At 70.9% G+C, this 16,066-nt stretch carries 15 protein-coding genes; 3 read left to right on the top strand and 12 right to left on the bottom strand.

Annotated features, from left to right (window positions below):
- Positions 1–46: 46 nt before the first annotated feature.
- The 9 genes from EIZ44_RS41805 to pyrG form a co-directional block, all read right to left on the bottom strand.
- Complete coding sequence (locus EIZ44_RS41805; RefSeq protein ID WP_134734333.1) at positions 47–1,948, bottom strand: Xaa-Pro dipeptidyl-peptidase; 1,902 nt, start codon at positions 1,946–1,948, stop codon at positions 47–49.
- Positions 1,949–2,036: 88 nt separating this feature from the next.
- A complete protein-coding gene (locus EIZ44_RS41800) occupies positions 2,037–2,789 on the bottom strand; it encodes a pseudouridine synthase (protein ID WP_037815466.1) in 753 nt (250 codons plus the stop codon).
- Entirely contained in the window at positions 2,779–3,603 is an 825-nt protein-coding gene (gene scpB, locus EIZ44_RS41795) for an SMC-Scp complex subunit ScpB (RefSeq protein WP_134734332.1), read from the bottom strand. Before scpB ends, EIZ44_RS41800 begins: the two co-directional genes overlap by 11 nt.
- Entirely contained in the window at positions 3,600–4,625 is a 1,026-nt protein-coding gene (locus EIZ44_RS41790) for a segregation and condensation protein A (protein ID WP_240691559.1), read from the bottom strand. Before EIZ44_RS41790 ends, scpB begins: the two co-directional genes overlap by 4 nt.
- On the bottom strand, positions 4,625–5,041 hold the full coding sequence (locus tag EIZ44_RS41785) for a cobyrinic acid a,c-diamide synthase (RefSeq protein ID WP_134668136.1): 417 nt from the start codon (positions 5,039–5,041) through the stop codon (positions 4,625–4,627). Before EIZ44_RS41785 ends, EIZ44_RS41790 begins: the two co-directional genes overlap by 1 nt.
- Entirely contained in the window at positions 5,038–6,114 is a 1,077-nt protein-coding gene (locus EIZ44_RS41780; protein WP_235146667.1) for a ParA family protein, read from the bottom strand. The genes EIZ44_RS41785 and EIZ44_RS41780 overlap by 4 nt, the downstream gene beginning before the upstream one ends.
- Positions 6,115–6,246: 132 nt before the next feature.
- Complete coding sequence (xerD, locus tag EIZ44_RS41775) at positions 6,247–7,179, bottom strand: site-specific tyrosine recombinase XerD (protein ID WP_134734331.1); 933 nt, start codon at positions 7,177–7,179, stop codon at positions 6,247–6,249.
- A 40-nt stretch (positions 7,180–7,219) separates the two neighbouring features.
- Positions 7,220–7,852 carry an NUDIX domain-containing protein gene (locus EIZ44_RS41770; RefSeq protein WP_134734330.1) on the bottom strand — a complete coding sequence of 211 codons (633 nt, stop codon included), beginning with the start codon at positions 7,850–7,852 and terminating at the stop codon, positions 7,220–7,222.
- The gene (pyrG, locus tag EIZ44_RS41765; RefSeq protein WP_134734329.1) at positions 7,849–9,549 is read right to left on the bottom strand and encodes a CTP synthase; all 1,701 of its coding nucleotides are present in this window, start codon (positions 9,547–9,549) and stop codon (positions 7,849–7,851) included. The genes EIZ44_RS41770 and pyrG overlap by 4 nt, the downstream gene beginning before the upstream one ends.
- 96 nt (positions 9,550–9,645) lie before the next feature.
- Here pyrG and aroA point away from each other — a divergent pair, with 96 nt between their 5' ends.
- Entirely contained in the window at positions 9,646–10,932 is a 1,287-nt protein-coding gene (gene aroA, locus EIZ44_RS41760; RefSeq protein WP_134734328.1) for a 3-phosphoshikimate 1-carboxyvinyltransferase, read from the top strand.
- Here the strand turns inward: aroA and EIZ44_RS41755 are convergent.
- Both EIZ44_RS41755 and EIZ44_RS41750 read right to left on the bottom strand, forming a co-directional pair.
- A complete protein-coding gene (locus tag EIZ44_RS41755; protein ID WP_134734327.1) occupies positions 10,925–11,770 on the bottom strand; it encodes an alpha/beta fold hydrolase in 846 nt (281 codons plus the stop codon). The two genes, aroA and EIZ44_RS41755, sit on opposite strands and share 8 nt — an antisense overlap.
- A 42-nt stretch (positions 11,771–11,812) precedes the next feature.
- The gene (locus EIZ44_RS41750; protein ID WP_037815456.1) at positions 11,813–12,493 is read right to left on the bottom strand and encodes a GntR family transcriptional regulator; all 681 of its coding nucleotides are present in this window, start codon (positions 12,491–12,493) and stop codon (positions 11,813–11,815) included.
- A gap of 135 nt (positions 12,494–12,628) precedes the next feature.
- On the opposite strand from EIZ44_RS41750, the gene EIZ44_RS41745 reads away from it, so the two are divergent.
- Positions 12,629–14,056, top strand: coding sequence for an NCS1 family nucleobase:cation symporter-1 (locus tag EIZ44_RS41745; protein WP_134734326.1), 1,428 nt, complete (start codon positions 12,629–12,631; stop codon positions 14,054–14,056).
- Complete coding sequence (locus EIZ44_RS41740; RefSeq protein WP_037815451.1) at positions 14,056–14,763, top strand: aspartate/glutamate racemase family protein; 708 nt, start codon at positions 14,056–14,058, stop codon at positions 14,761–14,763. The genes EIZ44_RS41745 and EIZ44_RS41740 overlap by 1 nt, the downstream gene beginning before the upstream one ends.
- A 4-nt stretch (positions 14,764–14,767) precedes the next feature.
- On the opposite strand, the gene EIZ44_RS41735 is transcribed toward EIZ44_RS41740, so the two are convergent.
- Complete coding sequence (locus EIZ44_RS41735) at positions 14,768–15,904, bottom strand: acyltransferase (RefSeq protein WP_037815449.1); 1,137 nt, start codon at positions 15,902–15,904, stop codon at positions 14,768–14,770.
- Between the last annotated feature and the right edge of the window lie 162 nt (positions 15,905–16,066).

Here is a 16,066-nt window from a genome sequence, read left to right as displayed (position 1 = left end):
GTGGATCCAGGTCAGATTCCCTCAAGGAGCCCTTCACGGACTTTTGTCAGCGCAGGTCGAACCGCGCCGCAGCCGGAACGTGCGCGAGCGGACCCGCCGGAGCGGATTCCGTCCGCGGACGCGCCGGAACCGTGCCGACCAGCGGGATCCGGGCCGAGGTCTTGGCCAGGTCGATGGTCAGCTTCGGCGGGTTCGCCGGTGCGGTGATGAAATTGGCGTCCGTCCCGCCGATCACCAGTGCCAGCCGGTGTCCGGCCGGGACGATGTGGTCGGTGCTCGCCAGGCGGAACGTCATCGTGTACGCCTTGCCCGGCGTCAGCCGCGCTTCCCGGCTCAGGGACTGGTAGTTCGCCAGGTCCGCCCAGCCTCGGCTGATGATCGTGTAGTCCACGTTCGTCGTGTCCGCGCTGGTCACCTTGTAGCAAGCGCTGTCGCCGTCGGTGCTCGAACCCCAGCACGTGCGGTCCGTGCCGGTCACGATTCCTTCGCCAGGGCCCGAGAAATTGCGGATCTTCGCGGGGCCGTAGTCCACCAGCATCGCCGACAGATGCGCGGTCGGAGTGCTCGGCGTGGCCGTCACGGTGATCGACGAGGTGCCCGAGACCTGCACCGGCGAAGAGAGCGCGCTAGTGCTGTACAGGACGCGGTTCGGCGACGTGCCCGACGGGTTCGCCGCCCATTCGTTCTCGCCGATCTTCGGGTTGTCGGTGAACGACGCGCTGCCCCGGCCACCCGCGGTGCCGAGCGTGCCGACGCCAGCGGTACGGCCCGGCTGCGGGCGCAACACCGTCGCCTTGGTGCCCGGCGCGGGGTAGGTCGCTTCGTTGACCCACTGGTCCGGCTGGCGTTCGACCGTCGCCTGCGGTTCCTTCTCGATGCCGTTGTCGATGCCCATCAGGTAGTGGTCGAACCACCGGTGCAGGGTGTCGACCCACTCGGTGCGGCGGTAGTCGAACGGGTCGACGTGGCCGGTCTGCGCGAGCCAGATCTTGCGCTGCACGCCCTTCGCGGCGAGTGCGTCCCACCATTGGCCATAGTTGATCGGCATGACGTTCAGGTCGTTGACGCCGTGCGAGATGAACACGCTGGCGCGCACGTTCTTCGCGTTCGCCACGTAGTCGCGCTCCGCCCACAGCGGGCCGTAGTCGCCGTTCTCGGTCGCGCCCTCGGCGAGTTTCCGGTTCTGCGCCGAACAATCCTGGCCGCCGTTGCGCCGCTCGACGGTCTGCGCGAGCCCGTCCGGGTTGAAGCCGAACGACGCGCCGTCCGAGCGGTAATAGTCGTACCAGGAGCTGATCGCGGAGATCGGCACGATGGTCTTGAGTCCTTCGACGCCGGTCGAGGCGACGCCGTTGGCGATGGTGCCGTCGTAGGACTTGCCGATCATCCCGACGCCGCCGTCGCTCCAGCCAGCCGACATCTTCGTGCCGCCGGTTTTCGCGGTGTAGCCGGTCGCGCGGCCGTTCAGCCAGTCGACGACCTTCTTCGCCGACTGGACGTCCGAGTTGCCGCCGACGTCCACGCACCCGGTCGACCGGTTGGTGCCCGCGAGGTCCACGAGCACCACCGCGTATCCGCGCGGCACGAAGTAGTTGTCGTAGAACAGCGGGAAGCCGACCGGGCGGCCCTGCGCGTCGTACGTCTTGAACTGGGTTTCGTTGCCGCGCCCCACCGAGGAGTAGTACGGGCTGGCGTCCATGATCACCGGGATCTTCTTGCCCGCCTCGGCCGGCTCCTTCGGTCGCACGATGTCGGCGGCGACCCGGTCCGGCACGCCGTCCCCGTCGCCGTCCCGGCCGAGGTCGACCCACACCGTTTCGCGGATCGCCCCGGCGTAGTCGTACTGCGGCTCCGTGGCGGTTCTCGCCGGGGCGGCCGTCGCGGCCGCCGGCACCACCACTCCCGCGGCCAGCACCGCGGCGGCGCACAGCCCTGTCAGCACACGCATTCCCGTCGCCCTCCAGAGTCGTCGTCGGGTACCGACAACTCTGGTCGGGGCGCGGGGTCCGGCAGCAGGGCCGAAAGTGGGGAACCGGTCAGAGTCCCACGGTGCGGTACAGCGTGCCGACCTCGCCGCGGTTCAGCCTGCGGATCGTGCCCTGGCGCTGGTTGCCCAGCTGCACGTCGCCGACCGCGGTGCGCACCAGCTTGCGGACCGGGTGCCCGGTGGCCGCCATGAGCCTGCGCACGATGTGCTTGCGGCCCTCGTGGATCACCAGCTCGATCATGCTCCGGCCGGAATGCATGTCCTTGACCCGGAACTGGTCGACCTTCACGATCCCGTCCGGCAGCTCCCAGCCCGCGCGCAGCTCCTTGCCGAGCCCGCGCGGCACCAGCCCCTCGACCTCCGCGAAGTACGTCTTCAGCACCCGGTACGACGGGTGCATCAGCCGGTGCCCGAGGTCGCCGTCGTTGGTCAGCAGCAGCAGGCCCTCGGTGTTCTCGTCGAGCCGTCCGACGTGCACGACGCCCGGGGTCTCCTCCCACCGGCCGCGCAGGTAGTCGCCGACGCACGGGCGGCCCCGGTCGTCCGACATCGTCGAGTGCACGCCCTTGGGCTTGTTGAACGCGAGGTACACGAGGTCGTCGCGGAGGTTGACCCGCGTGCCGTCGACGTGGATCACCGCCTCGTCCGGGTGCACGCGGCGGCCCAGTTCGGTGACGACCTCGCCGTCCACCTCCACCCGGCCGGCCGCGATCAGGTCCTCGGCGGCCCGGCGCGACGCCACGCCCGCCTGCGACAGGACCTTCTGCAGGCGGATGCCGTCGGGGTGTTGCTCAGATGTCATCGATGGTGTCCACTTCGGGTAGCAGCGGAGCGATCGGGGGCAGGTCGTTCAGCGACGACAGCCCCAGTCGCTCCAGGAACAGCTCGGTCGTCACGTACAGCGTGCCCGTGGTCTCCGGGTCGGTGCCCATCTCCTCGATGAGCCCCCGCGCCAGCAGGGTCCGGATCACGCCGTCCACGTTCACCCCGCGCACCGCCGCGACCCGGGCCCGGGTGACCGGCTGCCGGTACGCGATCACGGCGAGGCTCTCCAGCGCGGCCCTGGTCAGCTTCGACCGCTGGCCGTCCAGCAGGAGCTTCTCCACGAACGGGGCGTAGGTGTCCCTAGTGTAGAACCGCCACCCTTCGCCGACGCGCCGCAGGTCGATCCCGCTGGCCCGCTCGGTGAACTTCTGCGCCATCGTCCGCAGCGCGACGGTCACCCTGGCGACCGGCTGGTCCAGCGTTTCGGCGAGGGAATCCTCCGCGATCGGCGAGTCCACGACGAGCAGCAGCGCTTCGAGAGCGGCTTCGAGCGCCTCGTCCGACTCGACGCTGGGCAGGCCGCTGTCGACGGCGACCAGTCCTTCGTCGTCGGGCGGCTCCGCGGCTTCGGGTTCCGGCGCGGATTCGGCTTCGGCGGATTCCGGCTCGGGTTCCGGCTCGACGGCCTCCACAGGCTCCGCCTCGTTTTCCGGCTGCGGCGCGGTTTCCGGCTCAGTCTCGTCCGGCCCGGCCGCAGCCTGTTCGGCCTCGACCTGAGCCTCTTCGGCCGGAGCGTCCGGTGCCGCCGGAGTCTCCTCCCGCTCCGGTGCGCGGTCGTCTTCGGTGCTCACCCGTATTCCTCCTCATCGGCCGCCGCGCGGTCGTGCTCGGCGGCGACGGACGCCTCGGCCACGCTGCCGCCGGTCCAGCGGACGTGCAGTTCCGCCAATGCCTCCAGCTGGTCGAACTGCACCGACGACTCGCGGTACAGCTCCAGCAGCGCGAGGAACCGCGCCACGACCTCGACCGTGTGCTCGCAGTCCGAGGTCAGTTCCTTGAACGTCGCCTGCCCGGCCTCGGCGAGCTTGAGCCGCAGCAGCGCGGCGTGCTCGCGCACGGAGACCCGGCCCATGTGGATGTGCGCGATCGACACCTGCGGCGGCGGTTTCGGCCGGAACACCGCGACCGCGATCTCCGCGAACCGCTCCGGGGTGACGCCGAGCATCACCTCCGGCAGCAGCCCGAGGTACCGCTCCTCCAGCGCCACCGACCGCGGGTACCGCCGCAGCGCGCCTTCCTCCAGCTCGCCGAACAGCGCGGCCACCTGCTTGTACGCGCGGTACTGCAGCATCCGTGCGAACAGCACGTCGCGGGCTTCCAGCAGCGCGAGGTCGTCCTCGTTCTCGACCTCGGCCGCGGGCAGCAGCCGGGCGGCCTTGAGGTCGAGCAGGGTCGCCGCGATCACCAGGAACTCGGTGGTCTCGTCGAGGTTCCAGTCCGGACCGAGGGCGCGGGTGTAGGCGATGAAGTCGTCGGTGACGGTGTGCAGCGCGACCTCGGTGACGTCCAGCTGGTGCTGCGAAATCAGCTGCAGCAGCAGGTCGAACGGGCCCTCGAAGTTCTGCAGCCGCACCTTGAACTTCGAGGAGCCCTCGTCGGCGGCGTATCCCTCGGGGATGGTGCCGCCGTGCACCGTCTCGTGCACGGCCGGAGCCTCGGCGGGCCCGGGGGCTTCCGGAGCGTCGGTCTCCTCCGGAGACTCCGCGGCCGCCGTGCTCTCCGGAGCCGCGGCGCCGGGTTCCTCCGTGCCGCGCGTGCTTTCGGCGGCTGCCGCTTCCGGCTCCGGCAGCTCGGCCGATGCCGGTTCGTCCATCAGCCCTCGGTTCCGCCGTCCTCGCCGTTCGCCCGCAATCGCTGCACCAGCACGGAGTCCTCGCCGCGCTGGTCGAAGTCGGCGAGCAGCACGGCGACCGCCTCGCGGACCAGCCGGCCGCGGTCGACGACCAGGTCGTGCTTGGCGCGCAGGTTCAGCCGGGCCTGCTCCATCGCGAGCAGTTCCTCGCCGGAGACGTACACGGTGATCTTCGCGTCGTGCTTGGTGCGCCCGGACCCGCTGCGCGCCGCGTTGCGGGCCAGCTGGTCGGCGTCCGCCGGAGCGCTCGGCTTGCGCGGCGGGGCCACCGGTTCCGCCGGAGCGGGCACGGCGGGACGTTCGAGCGCGGGGGTCGCCGGACTGGAGGTGAGGCGGAAGAGCTCCGACGCTCCGGGCAGGGAAGCGCGCCTGCTCACCGAGCGATCACCTCGCGGGCCAGCGCGCGGTAAGCCGCGGCGCCGGCGGACTTGGGGGCCCAGGTCGTGATGGGCTCGCCCGCGACCGTCGTCTCGGGGAACCGCACGGTGCGGTTGATCACCGTGTCGAACACGGTGTCGCCGAATGCCTCGACCACGCGAGCCATGACCTCCTTCGAGTGCAGGGTTCTCGGGTCGTACATCGTGGCGAGAATCCCCGTGATGTCCAGTTTGGGGTTGAGGCGTTCCTGCACCTTCTCGATCGTGTCGATCAGGAGCGCGACGCCTCGCAGACTGAAGAACTCGCACTCCAGGGGGATGATCACACCGTCCGCGGCGGTCAATGCGTTCACCGTCAACAGGCCGAGCGAGGGCTGGCAGTCGACAAGAACATAGTCGTAGTCGTTCATCACCGGACGAAGGACCCGTAACAACGTGTGCTCGCGCCCTACCTCTGCGACGAGCTGGACCTCCGCCGCGGACAGGTCGATGTTGCTCGGCAGCAGGTCAACGCCGTCGACGCGGGTTTTGCGGAGCACGTCCTCGATCTGCACCGAGCGCTCCATGATGACGTTGTAGACCGTCTGGTCCAGTTCGTGCGGCTGGATGCCGAGCCCGACCGACAGCGCGCCTTGCGGGTCGAAGTCGACCAGCAGCACCCGGCGGCCGCATTCGGCGAGCGCGGCGCCGAGGTTGATCGTGGACGTGGTCTTGCCGACCCCGCCCTTCTGGTTGCACATGGCGAGCACCTTCGCCGGGCCGTGCCGCTCGAGCGGCGGCGGCTCGGGGATCTCGCGCAGCGGGCGCCCGGTCGGCCCGATCCCGCTTTCCGCGCGCTCCTTCGCCCGCATCCGGGCGCGTTCGGCGCGGGTCAGCGGCCGTTCCGGCTCGTCGCCCTCGTGGTCCGCCGGCGTGGCGATCCGCGCGTGCTCGAGGTTCGCCGCGGCCGAACCGGAGGACCCGGAAGACACAGCGGGCCCGGACGACGCAGCGGGCCCGGCGGACACTGCCGGCCCAGCTGGCCCGGCGGGCGCTGCCGGGTCCTCCGGCTGGTTCGGAGTCGGTGTCGACATGGCGCGAAAGCTCCTTGTTCGGCGGGGTCTCCGGCAGCCTATGCGGATTTCCGGAGCACCGGCAAAGCGCCGCGCCGGGCCGCACGGGCCGAGTCACCGCAGCGTGGGAAGGCCCTGAGGCGGTTCGGACGTTCAGCCCAGCGCGCGCGGATGCGCGGTGGCGTAGACCTCTCGCAGCGTCGTGACCGTGACGAGCGTGTACACCTGGGTCGTGGTCACCGAGGCGTGGCCGAGCAGTTCCTGCACCACGCGGACGTCCGCGCCGCCCTCGAGCAGGTGGGTCGCGAACGAGTGGCGCAGGGTGTGCGGCGACACCGCGGCGGTGATCCCGGCCCGCTCGGCGGTGTCCTTGAGCACCTGCCACGCGCTTTGCCGGGACAGCCGGCTGCCGCGGGCGTTGAGGAAGATCGCCGACGTGCCCCGGCCGTTCGCGGCGAGCGCGGGACGGGCGCGGACCAGGTACGCGTCGAGTGCTTCCAGCGCGGGACGGCCGATCGGCACCAGCCGTTGCTTGCCGCCCTTGCCGTCGAGCAGGACGGTGCGCTCGGTCTCGTCCACATCGTCCACGTCGAGCCCGACGGCCTCGGAGATCCGGGCTCCGGTCGAGTAGAGCAGTTCCAGCAGCGCACGGTCGCGCAAGGCGCGTTCGCCGTCCGGCGGCGGAGTGTCGAGCAGCTTCAGGACGTCCGCGACCGGCAACGCCTTGGGCAGCCGTTTCGCCGCGGCCGGCGGACGGACGTCGCGGGCCGGGTCGTGTTCGGTGAGCCCGTCGGCGTGCGCGAACTTGTGCAGCCCGCGCACCGCGACGAGCGCCCGCGCGGCCGACGACGCCGCCAGCGGCCGGTGTTCTTCGTCGCCCTCGCGCAGCGCCGCTCCGAACGACGTGACGTGCGCGGGCGTGACCTCGGTCAGCCGCACGATCCCCGCCGCTTCCAGGTGAGCGGCATAGCGGCGGAGGTCGCGCGAGTAGCTGTCGAGGGTGTTGCGGGCGGTGCCGCGTTCGACGACGAGATGGTCGAGGTACGTGGCTATCGCGCCCCGCACCTCGACTCTCGCGTCATTCACGCCGCCACTCTAGGACGGCACCCCGACAGAACCGGGAAATTCAGCCCTCGGCCAGTCGGCGAGCGAACCGCGTCGGCCGGTCCTGCCACGGCGCGTCGGCCGGGCGCGTCTCCGCCGCCCCGGTCAGCACCGCGTGCGCCGACAGCACGCCCGAGACGGTCGCGCCGTTGACCAGCTCGCCCGCCAGCGCCATCCGGACCGCCTCGGCGAGCGGGAACTTCCGCACCACCAGGTCGGCCTCCTCGTCGCCGAGCACGTCGCGGTCCACTTCGGACAGATCGCGCGCGAGGAAGACGCGCACCACCTCGTCGGTGAACCCGGGCGAGGCCGCGACGTCGACCAGGGTGTCCCAGCGGGCCGCCGCCAGCCCGGCCTCCTCGGCCAGCTCGCGCTTCGCCGCCTCGACCGGCTCCTCCCCCGGCTTGTCGATCAGCCCGGCTGGCAGCTCCCACAGCCTGCGCCCGAGCGGATGCCGGTACTGGTGCACGAGCGTGACGTTGTCCTCGCTGTCCAGCGCCGCGATCACCACCGCGCCGAGGTGTTCGACCACCTCGCGCTTGGCGGTTTCCCCGCCGGGCATCACGACGTCGTCGACCCGCAGGCCGACGACGCGTCCCACGTGGACGACCGTGCTGCCGGCGACGGAGAACTCGTGCGTGCCGGGCGCGCTCACCGAGCCGCCACGGGCGTTTCGGGGAGTTCGACCGGGAGCCGCTCGGCGACCTTGCGGTCCACGACGGCCTTCACGAACGCGCTGAACAGCGGGTGCGGCCGGGTCGGGCGGCTCTTCAGCTCGGGGTGCGCCTGGGTGCCCACGAAGAACGGGTGCACGTCCGCGGGCAGCTCGACGAACTCGACGAGCCGGTCGTCCGGCGAGGTGCCGGAGAACACCAGGCCCGCGTCGCCGATCTGCTTGCGGTAGGCGTTGTTCACCTCGTAGCGGTGGCGGTGGCGTTCGGACACCTCGGTGGTGCCGTACGCCTTGGCGACCTGCGAACCGGCCTTGAGCTTCGCCGGGTACGCGCCGAGCCGCATCGTGCCGCCCATGTCCCGCTCGCCCGCGACGACGTCGCGCTGGTCGGCCATGGTCGAGATCACCGCGTGCTGGGTGTCCTCGTCGAACTCGGCCGAGTTCGCGTCCTCGATGCCCGCCAGGTTCCGCGCGCTCTCGATGACCATGCACTGCAGGCCGAGGCACAGCCCGAGCAGCGGGACGCCGTGCGTGCGCGCGTAGTGGATCGCGCCGACCTTGCCCTCGATGCCGCGGATGCCGAACCCGCCCGGGATCAGCACACCGTCCACATCGGACAGCACGGACGCCGCGCCGGATTCGGTCTGCGCGTCGTCCGAGGCGACCCAGACGATCTCGACCTTGGCGCGGTGCGCGAACCCGCCCGCGCGCAGCGCCTCGGTGACCGAGAGGTACGCGTCCGGCAGGTCGATGTACTTGCCCACCACCGCGACCCGGACGATCTCGCTCGGGTTGTGCACGCGGTCGAGCAGGTCGCCCCACACCGTCCAGTCGACGTCCCGGAACGGCAGGCCCAGCCGGCGCACCACGTACGCGTCGAGCGCCTCGCCGTGCAGCACCTTCGGGATGTCGTAGATCGAACGCGCGTCCGGGCAGGCGATGACCGCCTCCGTGTCGACGTCGCACATCAGGCCGATCTTGCGCTTGAGGTCGTCCGGGATCTCCCGGTCCGCGCGGCACACCAGCGCGTCCGGCTGGATGCCGATGTTGCGCAGCGCGGCGACCGAGTGCTGGGTCGGCTTGGTCTTGAGCTCGCCCGAGGGGGCGAGGTACGGCACCAGCGACACGTGCAGGAAGAAGCACTGGTCGCGGCCGACGTCGTGGCGCACCTGGCGGCACGCCTCGAGGAACGGCAGCGACTCGATGTCGCCGACCGTGCCGCCGACCTCGGTGATCACCACGTCCGGCGCGACGCCGTTCTCGTCCGGCCCGGCCGCGGCGGTGATCCGCGCCTTGATCTCGTCGGTGATGTGCGGGATCACCTGGACGGTGTCGCCGAGGTACTCGCCGCGGCGTTCCTTGGCGATCACCTCCGAGTACACCTGTCCGGTGGTGACGTTCGCCTTGCCGTCGAGAGAGCGGTCGAGGAAGCGCTCGTAGTGCCCGATGTCGAGATCGGTCTCGGCGCCGTCGTCGGTGACGAACACCTCGCCGTGCTGGAACGGGTTCATCGTCCCGGGGTCGACATTGAGGTACGGGTCGAGCTTCTGCATCGTGACGCGAAGTCCGCGCGAAGTGAGCAGCTGTCCGAGGCTGGACGCCGTCAGACCCTTACCCAGAGAGGAGGCAACGCCTCCGGTGACAAAGACATACTTGGTAGCCCGCGACTGAAGTCCCACGGGCCGCCAGCATATCCCACTCCCGGCAGATCGCTCGCCGACGCCTCTTCCCGGCGCGGCGGAATCGGTTCACCCGCGCCGCGCTAGGCTGCGCGCGTGCCGAACATCCGCGATGACCACTGGACCGCCCCGGTCGCGGGCGCCTCGCTGGACGCCGCGGTTCGCGTCCCCGGATCGAAGTCGATCACCAACCGGGCCTACGTCCTCGCCGCGCTCGCGAGCGCCCCCACACGGGTGCGCCATCCGCTCGATTCGCGCGACACCCGGCTGATGCTGGCCGCGCTCGCCTCGCTGGGCGCGCTTTCGGAAGAGACCATCGACGGCTTCCTCGTCCACCCGCTGGGCACCATCAGCGGCCGCGGCGACGAAGCGACCGTCACGCTCGGCAACGCCGGGACGGTCGCCCGCTTCACGCCCGCGCTCGCCACCCTCGGCGACGCCTCGGTGCAGTTCGACGGCGACGACGCGATCCGCCGCCGCCCGATCGACCCGCTGCTGGCCGCGCTGCGCAAGCTCGGCGCGCGGATCGACGACGGCGGACGCGGCGCGCCGCCGTTCACCGTGCACGGCACCGGCGGGCTGCGCGGCGGCCGGGTGGACCTCGATTCGTCGGCCTCCAGCCAGTTCCTGTCCGCGCTGCTGCTCGCCGGCCCGGCGTTCGAGCGGGGCGTGACGGTGCGACTGGTCGGCGGCGCCCCGCCGAGCGAACCGCACATCGCGATGACCCTGGACATGCTGCGCCGGTTCGGGGCCACAGTGGAGCGTTCCGGCACGGAATTCCACGTGGAGCCGGCGAAACTGTCGTGCCCGGAGTACGTCGTGGAGCCGGACCTGTCCACCGCGGCCCCGTTCGTGGCCGCCGCGGTCGTCGGCGGCGGGACGGTCCGGGTGCACGGCTGGCCGAAGCAGACCACGCAGCCGGGAGACTGGCTGCGCGGACTGGTGACCGAACTGGGCGCGAAAGCGGCGCTGGACGACGACGGCCTGGTCGTCACCGGCGGCGGCGCGTTCCCCGGCATCGACCTCGACCTGCACGAGGTCGGCGAGCTGACCCCGGTCATCGCGGCGATGCTGTGCTTCGCCGAGAGCCCGTCGAGCATCACCGGCGTCGCGCACCTGCGCGGCCACGAGACCGATCGGCTCACCGCGCTGGCGACCGAACTGTCCGGCCTGGGCGCGGGCGTCGCCGAACTCGAGGACGGCCTGGAAATCACTCCCGCCCCGATGCACGGCGGCGTCTTCCACACCTACGAAGACCACCGGCTGGTGATGGCGGCGGCGGTGCTGGGGCTGCGCGTGCCCGGCGTGCTGGTCGAGAACCCGGACACGGTCGGCAAGACGTTCCCGAAGTTCGTCGAGACATGGAGCGACGCCGTCAGCTGAGCAACCGGCGGACCTCCTCCGCCACCACCTCGGGTTCGGTGATCGGCACCAGATGCCCGGACTCCTCCGCGATCCGATGCCGTCCCCGCGGCGACACCCGTCGCGCATGCGCGGCATTCGCCTCCGCACGCACCGCGGCGTTCATCCCGTCCCCGGCCCGGCCGCCGGACACGACCGTCACCGGACAACCGCTCAGCGCGGGCGGATTCGTCCGCCAGGCTTCCAGTTCGTCGAGGAAGGTCCGCGCCTGCTCGGCTTGGGTGCGCAACACCTGCGGCGTAAAGCCTTCCCGCACCAGATCGCGCCGGACGTCTTCGGGCGCGGCCCGCAGCATGGGGCGGTACAAGAACTTCAGCAATCCGGTCGCCGCGAGGATCCGGCCCGTGCGCAGCAGTTTCCGTTCCAGACTGCGGAATCGCGGCGAGAACAGCACTTCCGCCGCCTCGTCGGTCGGGTCGACCAGGACCAGCCCCGACACCTGAGCGGAAGTCCGGGAAGCGGCGAGCCGCACGATCGGTCCCCCGGCACTGTGCCCGACGAGCACGTACGGCCCCGGCCCGAAGTGGCTCAGCACGTCCACGAGGTCGTCGGCCATCCGGTCCAGCGTGCGCCCGGCCGGATCCGGCGCGCTGCGGCCGAGCCCGGACCGGTCGTACACCACCGCCCGTGCGAACTCGCCGACCAGCGGCTGCACGAGCCCCCACGACGACCGGCTCGCCGCCGCGCCCGCCTCGAACACCACAGTCGGCGCGTTCTCCGGGCCCCGCAGCACCATCGCGTACAGCCGTCGTCCGTCCTTGGCGGACACCCACTCCGGCTCGCCCTGCACGTGCGCCACCAGCGACCCCCTCGCTTGAAGTTAGGGTCACCTTACTAGAGGTCAGCCCGCGGGACGCTCGTCCCGCTCGTCGTCCCCGAAGAGGTCGCGCAACGTCACCGCGCGGTTGACCCGGACGTGCTCGGCGGCGTACTCGCGCGCCCGCTCCACGTCGCCGGACCCGATGGCGTCCACCAGGCGGCGGTGCTCGTCCAGCAGTTCGCCCCAGTGCTCGTTCTGGCTGGTCAGCCACCGCAGCTGGCCTTCGAGCGGATGCAGCATCGTGGTGAGCAGCCGGTTGCCCGCGATGGCGATGATCTCGTCGTGCAGCCTGCTGTTGACCTCCGAAATCCGCGCGCCGTCGCCACCCTGGGTGACCCGCGCGGACTCGGCTAGCAGCCGCTCCAGCCGGCGCATCTCCGGCTTCCCGGCCCGTTCCGCGGCACGCGCGGCGGCGAGGCTCTCCAGCGCCTCCCGGACGTCGAACAGCTCCTCGACGTCCACTCGCGCCAGCTGCCGCACCACCACCCGCCGGGGCGAGGGCACGACCACGAACCCCTCGGATTCCAGGCTGCGGATCGCCTCGCGCACCGGCACCCGCGAGACCCCGAGATCGTCGGCCAGTTCGCGCTCGACCAGCCGGTCCCCCGGCTTCAGCCGCCCTATCAGGATCCGCTCCCGCAGCTCGTCGAGCACCCGGGCACGCGTCGCCGCGAGCGGCTGCCGCTCCTCCGTGGCGCCCACCTGACCCCCTCTCGCCGACACCGGCCATTCGCGAGTTTATCGGGCAGAGGGTTGACTCAGCAGACCTGCGGCGCGATATTTGGGATCCCAAGTTTGGGATCCCAAAGCTGCCGGCACGTCGACCGGAGGTCTGCAATGACGCACGCCCCGTCCACCGAAACCAGCGCGGACGTCCAGCCGAAACCCGACCCGCGGCTGTGGAACGAGGACCTGGCGCCCGCCGAGGAGCGGCGCTGGAAGGTCTACGACATCTTCGCGCTCTGGATGTCGGACGTGCACAACCTCGGCAACTACACCTTCGCCGCCGGCCTGTTCGTGCTCGGCCTGTCGGCCTGGCAGGTGTTCACCGCGCTGCTGTTCGGGTTCGTGATCATCTTCTTCGGGATGAACCTGATGGGCCGGATCGGGCAGCGCACCGGCGTCCCGTTCCCGGTGGTCGCGCGGATCAGCTTCGGCACGTTCGGCGCGAACCTGCCCGCGCTGATCCGCGCCGTGATCGCGATCTTCTGGTACGGCATCCAGACCTATCTCGCGAGCGTCGCGATCACCCTGCTCGTGCTGGCGATCGACCCCGGCCTGAAACCGTTGACCGAGCACAGTTTCCTCGGCCTGCACGCGCTCGGCTGGATGTGCTTCGTGGCGCTGTGGCTGGTGCAGGCGTTCGTGCTGACCCGCGGCATGGAGGCGGTGCGCAAGTTCCAGGACTGGTGCGGCCCGCTGATCTGGATCGTGATGATCGCGCTCGCGGTGTGGATCCTCGCCGCGAGCCACTGGCACATCTCGTTCACCAGCAGCCCGCGGCGGCTGTCCGGCGGCGAGCAGGTGCGGCAGTGGTTCGGCGCGGCCGGGCTGATCCTGTCCACCTACGGCACGCTGATGCTCAACTTCTGCGACTTCTCCCGCAACGCCCCGGACCAGAAAACGGTGCGGCGCGGCAACTTCTGGGGCCTCCCGGTGAACTCGACGGCGTTCGCGCTGCTGTCGGTGATCGTCACCGCGGGCAGCCTGCAGGTGTTCGGCGAGGCGATCACCGATCCGGCCGAACTGCTCGCCCGCGTGCACAACACCCCGGTGCTGATCATCGGCGCGCTCACCTTCGCCATCGCCACCATGGGCGTCAACATCGTCGCGAACTTCGTCTCCCCCGCCTACGACCTGGCCAACATCTGGCCCAAGCGGATCTCGTTCACCGTCGGCGGGATGATCAGCGCCGTCGCCGCGCTGTGCGTGCTGCCGTGGAAGCTGTACTCGTCGCCGGTGGTGGTCAATTACTTCCTCGGCGGGCTCGGCGCGTTCCTCGGGCCGCTGTTCGGGATCATGATCGTCGACTACTACCTGATCCGCCGCGGCAAGGTCGACGTCGAGCAATTGTTCGTGCGCGACGGCAAGTACCCCCAGGTGAATCCGCGCGCGATGGCGGCCTTCTTCCCGTGCGCGGTGCTGTCCGCGGTGATCGCGCTGGTGCCGTTCTTCGCGCCGGCCGCGCCGTACTCGTGGTTCCTCGGCACCGCCAGCGCCGGATTGCTCTACTACGCCGTTTCGTACCGCCAGCGGAGGGCTTGATGCGGATCCTCGTCACCAACTGCAACACCACCGAGGCCATGACGAAGGAGATCGAGACCGGGGCCCGGGCGGCGGCCAGCCCCGGCACCGAGATCGTCGCACTGACGCCGAAGTGGGGCCCGGAATCGGCGGAGGGCTGGCTGGACAGCTTCCTGTCCGCCGCCGCGGTGCTGGACCTGTTGCGCACCACCGGGGAAACGTTCGACGCGGTCGTCCTCGCCGGGTTCGGCGAGCACGGCCGCGAGGGCGCGCGGGAACTGCTGGACGTGCCGGTGGTCGACATCACCGAGGCCGCGGCGCATCTCGCCGGGCTGCTCGGCCGCCGGTACGGCGTGGTGACGACGCTGGACCGCACGTGCGGGCTGATCGAGGACAGCCTGCACTCGGCCGGAGTGGCCGCCAACTGCGTCGCGGTCGTCGGCACCGGGCTGAGCGTGCTGGAGCTGCGCGACGAGGAACGCACGGAATCCGCGCTGCTCACCGCGGGGTTGCGGGCGCGCGACGCGGGCGCCGAAGTGCTCGTGCTCGGCTGCGCCGGGATGACCGGGCTGGACCGCAAGATGTCGGCGATGCTCGACGTCCCGGTGGTCGACGGCGTCGCCGCCGCGGTCCGGCTCGCGGAATCCCTGGTGGCACTGGGATTGCGCACCAGCCGGGCCGGTTCCTACGCGCGGCCGCTCGACAAGCACCGCACCTGGCCGGGCTGACCGCTCAGCCGCGCACCGGCACCCGGGCGCGCCCGGTCAGCGCCTTGCTCCACGGCAGCCGCCGCAGCACCTCGACGATCGCGAAGGTCAGCGCGACCGTCGCCGGGTACGCCACCAGCGTCGTCCACGGCGCGCCGTAGCGGTCGCCGACGAAGACGAACAGCGGGTCCAGCACCGCGATCGCGATCGGGTGGGTCAGGAACACCGCGAACGACCGGTTCACCGCCCAGGACACGAACCTCCCGCCGCGCTGCCTGCTCTCCGCCCATCGCGCGCCCGCGAGGTAGATGCCGGCGATCACCGCGACGAACCACGGGATCAGGTACGGGCGGAAGGCGTCCGACGCCATCTCCGGCCACTCTCCGAAGTGGACACTCACGAAGTAGCCGGTCTCCGCGATCGCGAGCCCGCCCGCCATCGCCAGCAGGACCCAGCGCGTGTGCGTGCGCAGCCAGGCGTGCACCGCCTCGAAGTGAAGGGCCGCCGCGGCGCCGAGCAGCATGTAGAACTGGTAGACGAGGAAAGTCGCGAAGAACTTGCTGACGAACACGTAGCCCAGCGCGGCGGGCGGGTAGCTCATGAAGATCGCGACCGCGACCTGGATCGTGCCGGAGACCGCCAGCACGGTCCACGGACGGCGGCGGATCAGGTCGAACATCTTGGCCAGCAGCGGGAACAGCAGGTACACCTGCAGCGTCACCAGCATGAAATACATGTGGTACCAGGCGTTCCCGGTGAGCAGGTCCAGCCCGAGCGTGCGCAGCTGCGCGCCGACCGACCCGAACGGCTGGCCCGAGGTGATCAGCGTGTAGACCCGGTAGATGACCGTCCAGGTCACGTACGGAATGGCGACCAGCGGAAACCGCCTGCGCCAGAACTTCCCGGTCCGCACCGGCCGGTCCCGGTAGCCGAACACGAGCACGAACGCGGTCAGCGCGAAGAACGCCTCGCGGGTCAGGTGCAGCGGGGTCTGGATCGCGTCGGCGACGACGTCCTGCGGAAAGGTCGTAGAGCCGACCACGTGGATGAGGATGACCAGGGCGAACGTGACGACCCGGTACAAATCGAGCTGACGCAGGTGCGGCGATCGGACGGGCGCCGGCTCGTCCGCACGGACGAGCGGGATCTCGGTAGTGGTCATCGTTCGGCCGTGCTCCCGGGGTCGTTGGCGCTCATGGTGCCAGGCTCTCGTGCGCAGCTGTGAACCACCCATGATCTTCCTGAGACCCGCCTGATGCCGGACGGGACGGGTGTCGGATCAGCCACACCCGTACGGGTGAACCGGAACCCCGCGGTGGTCCGG

Source organism: Amycolatopsis nivea, from assembly GCF_004522235.1.
Classification (GTDB): domain Bacteria; phylum Actinomycetota; class Actinomycetes; order Mycobacteriales; family Pseudonocardiaceae; genus Amycolatopsis; species Amycolatopsis nivea.
This window is presented reverse-complemented; position numbering and strand designations above follow the sequence as displayed.

Bases quoted from the DNA above. Each gene is read 5' to 3' on its own strand.
- EIZ44_RS41805 (WP_134734333.1), bottom strand. From the start codon at position 1,948: ATGCGTGTGCTGACAGGGCTGTGCGCCGCCGCGGTGCTGGCCGCGGGA.
- EIZ44_RS41800 (WP_037815466.1), bottom strand. From the start codon at position 2,789: ATGACATCTGAGCAACACCCCGACGGCATCCGCCTGCAGAAGGTCCTG.
- EIZ44_RS41790 (WP_240691559.1), bottom strand. From the start codon at position 4,625: ATGGACGAACCGGCATCGGCCGAGCTGCCGGAGCCGGAAGCGGCAGCC.
- EIZ44_RS41780 (WP_235146667.1), bottom strand. From the start codon at position 6,114: ATGTCGACACCGACTCCGAACCAGCCGGAGGACCCGGCAGCGCCCGCC.
- EIZ44_RS41745 (WP_134734326.1), top strand. From the start codon at position 12,629: ATGACGCACGCCCCGTCCACCGAAACCAGCGCGGACGTCCAGCCGAAA.
- EIZ44_RS41740 (WP_037815451.1), top strand. From the start codon at position 14,056: ATGCGGATCCTCGTCACCAACTGCAACACCACCGAGGCCATGACGAAG.
- EIZ44_RS41735 (WP_037815449.1), bottom strand. From the start codon at position 15,904: ATGACCACTACCGAGATCCCGCTCGTCCGTGCGGACGAGCCGGCGCCC.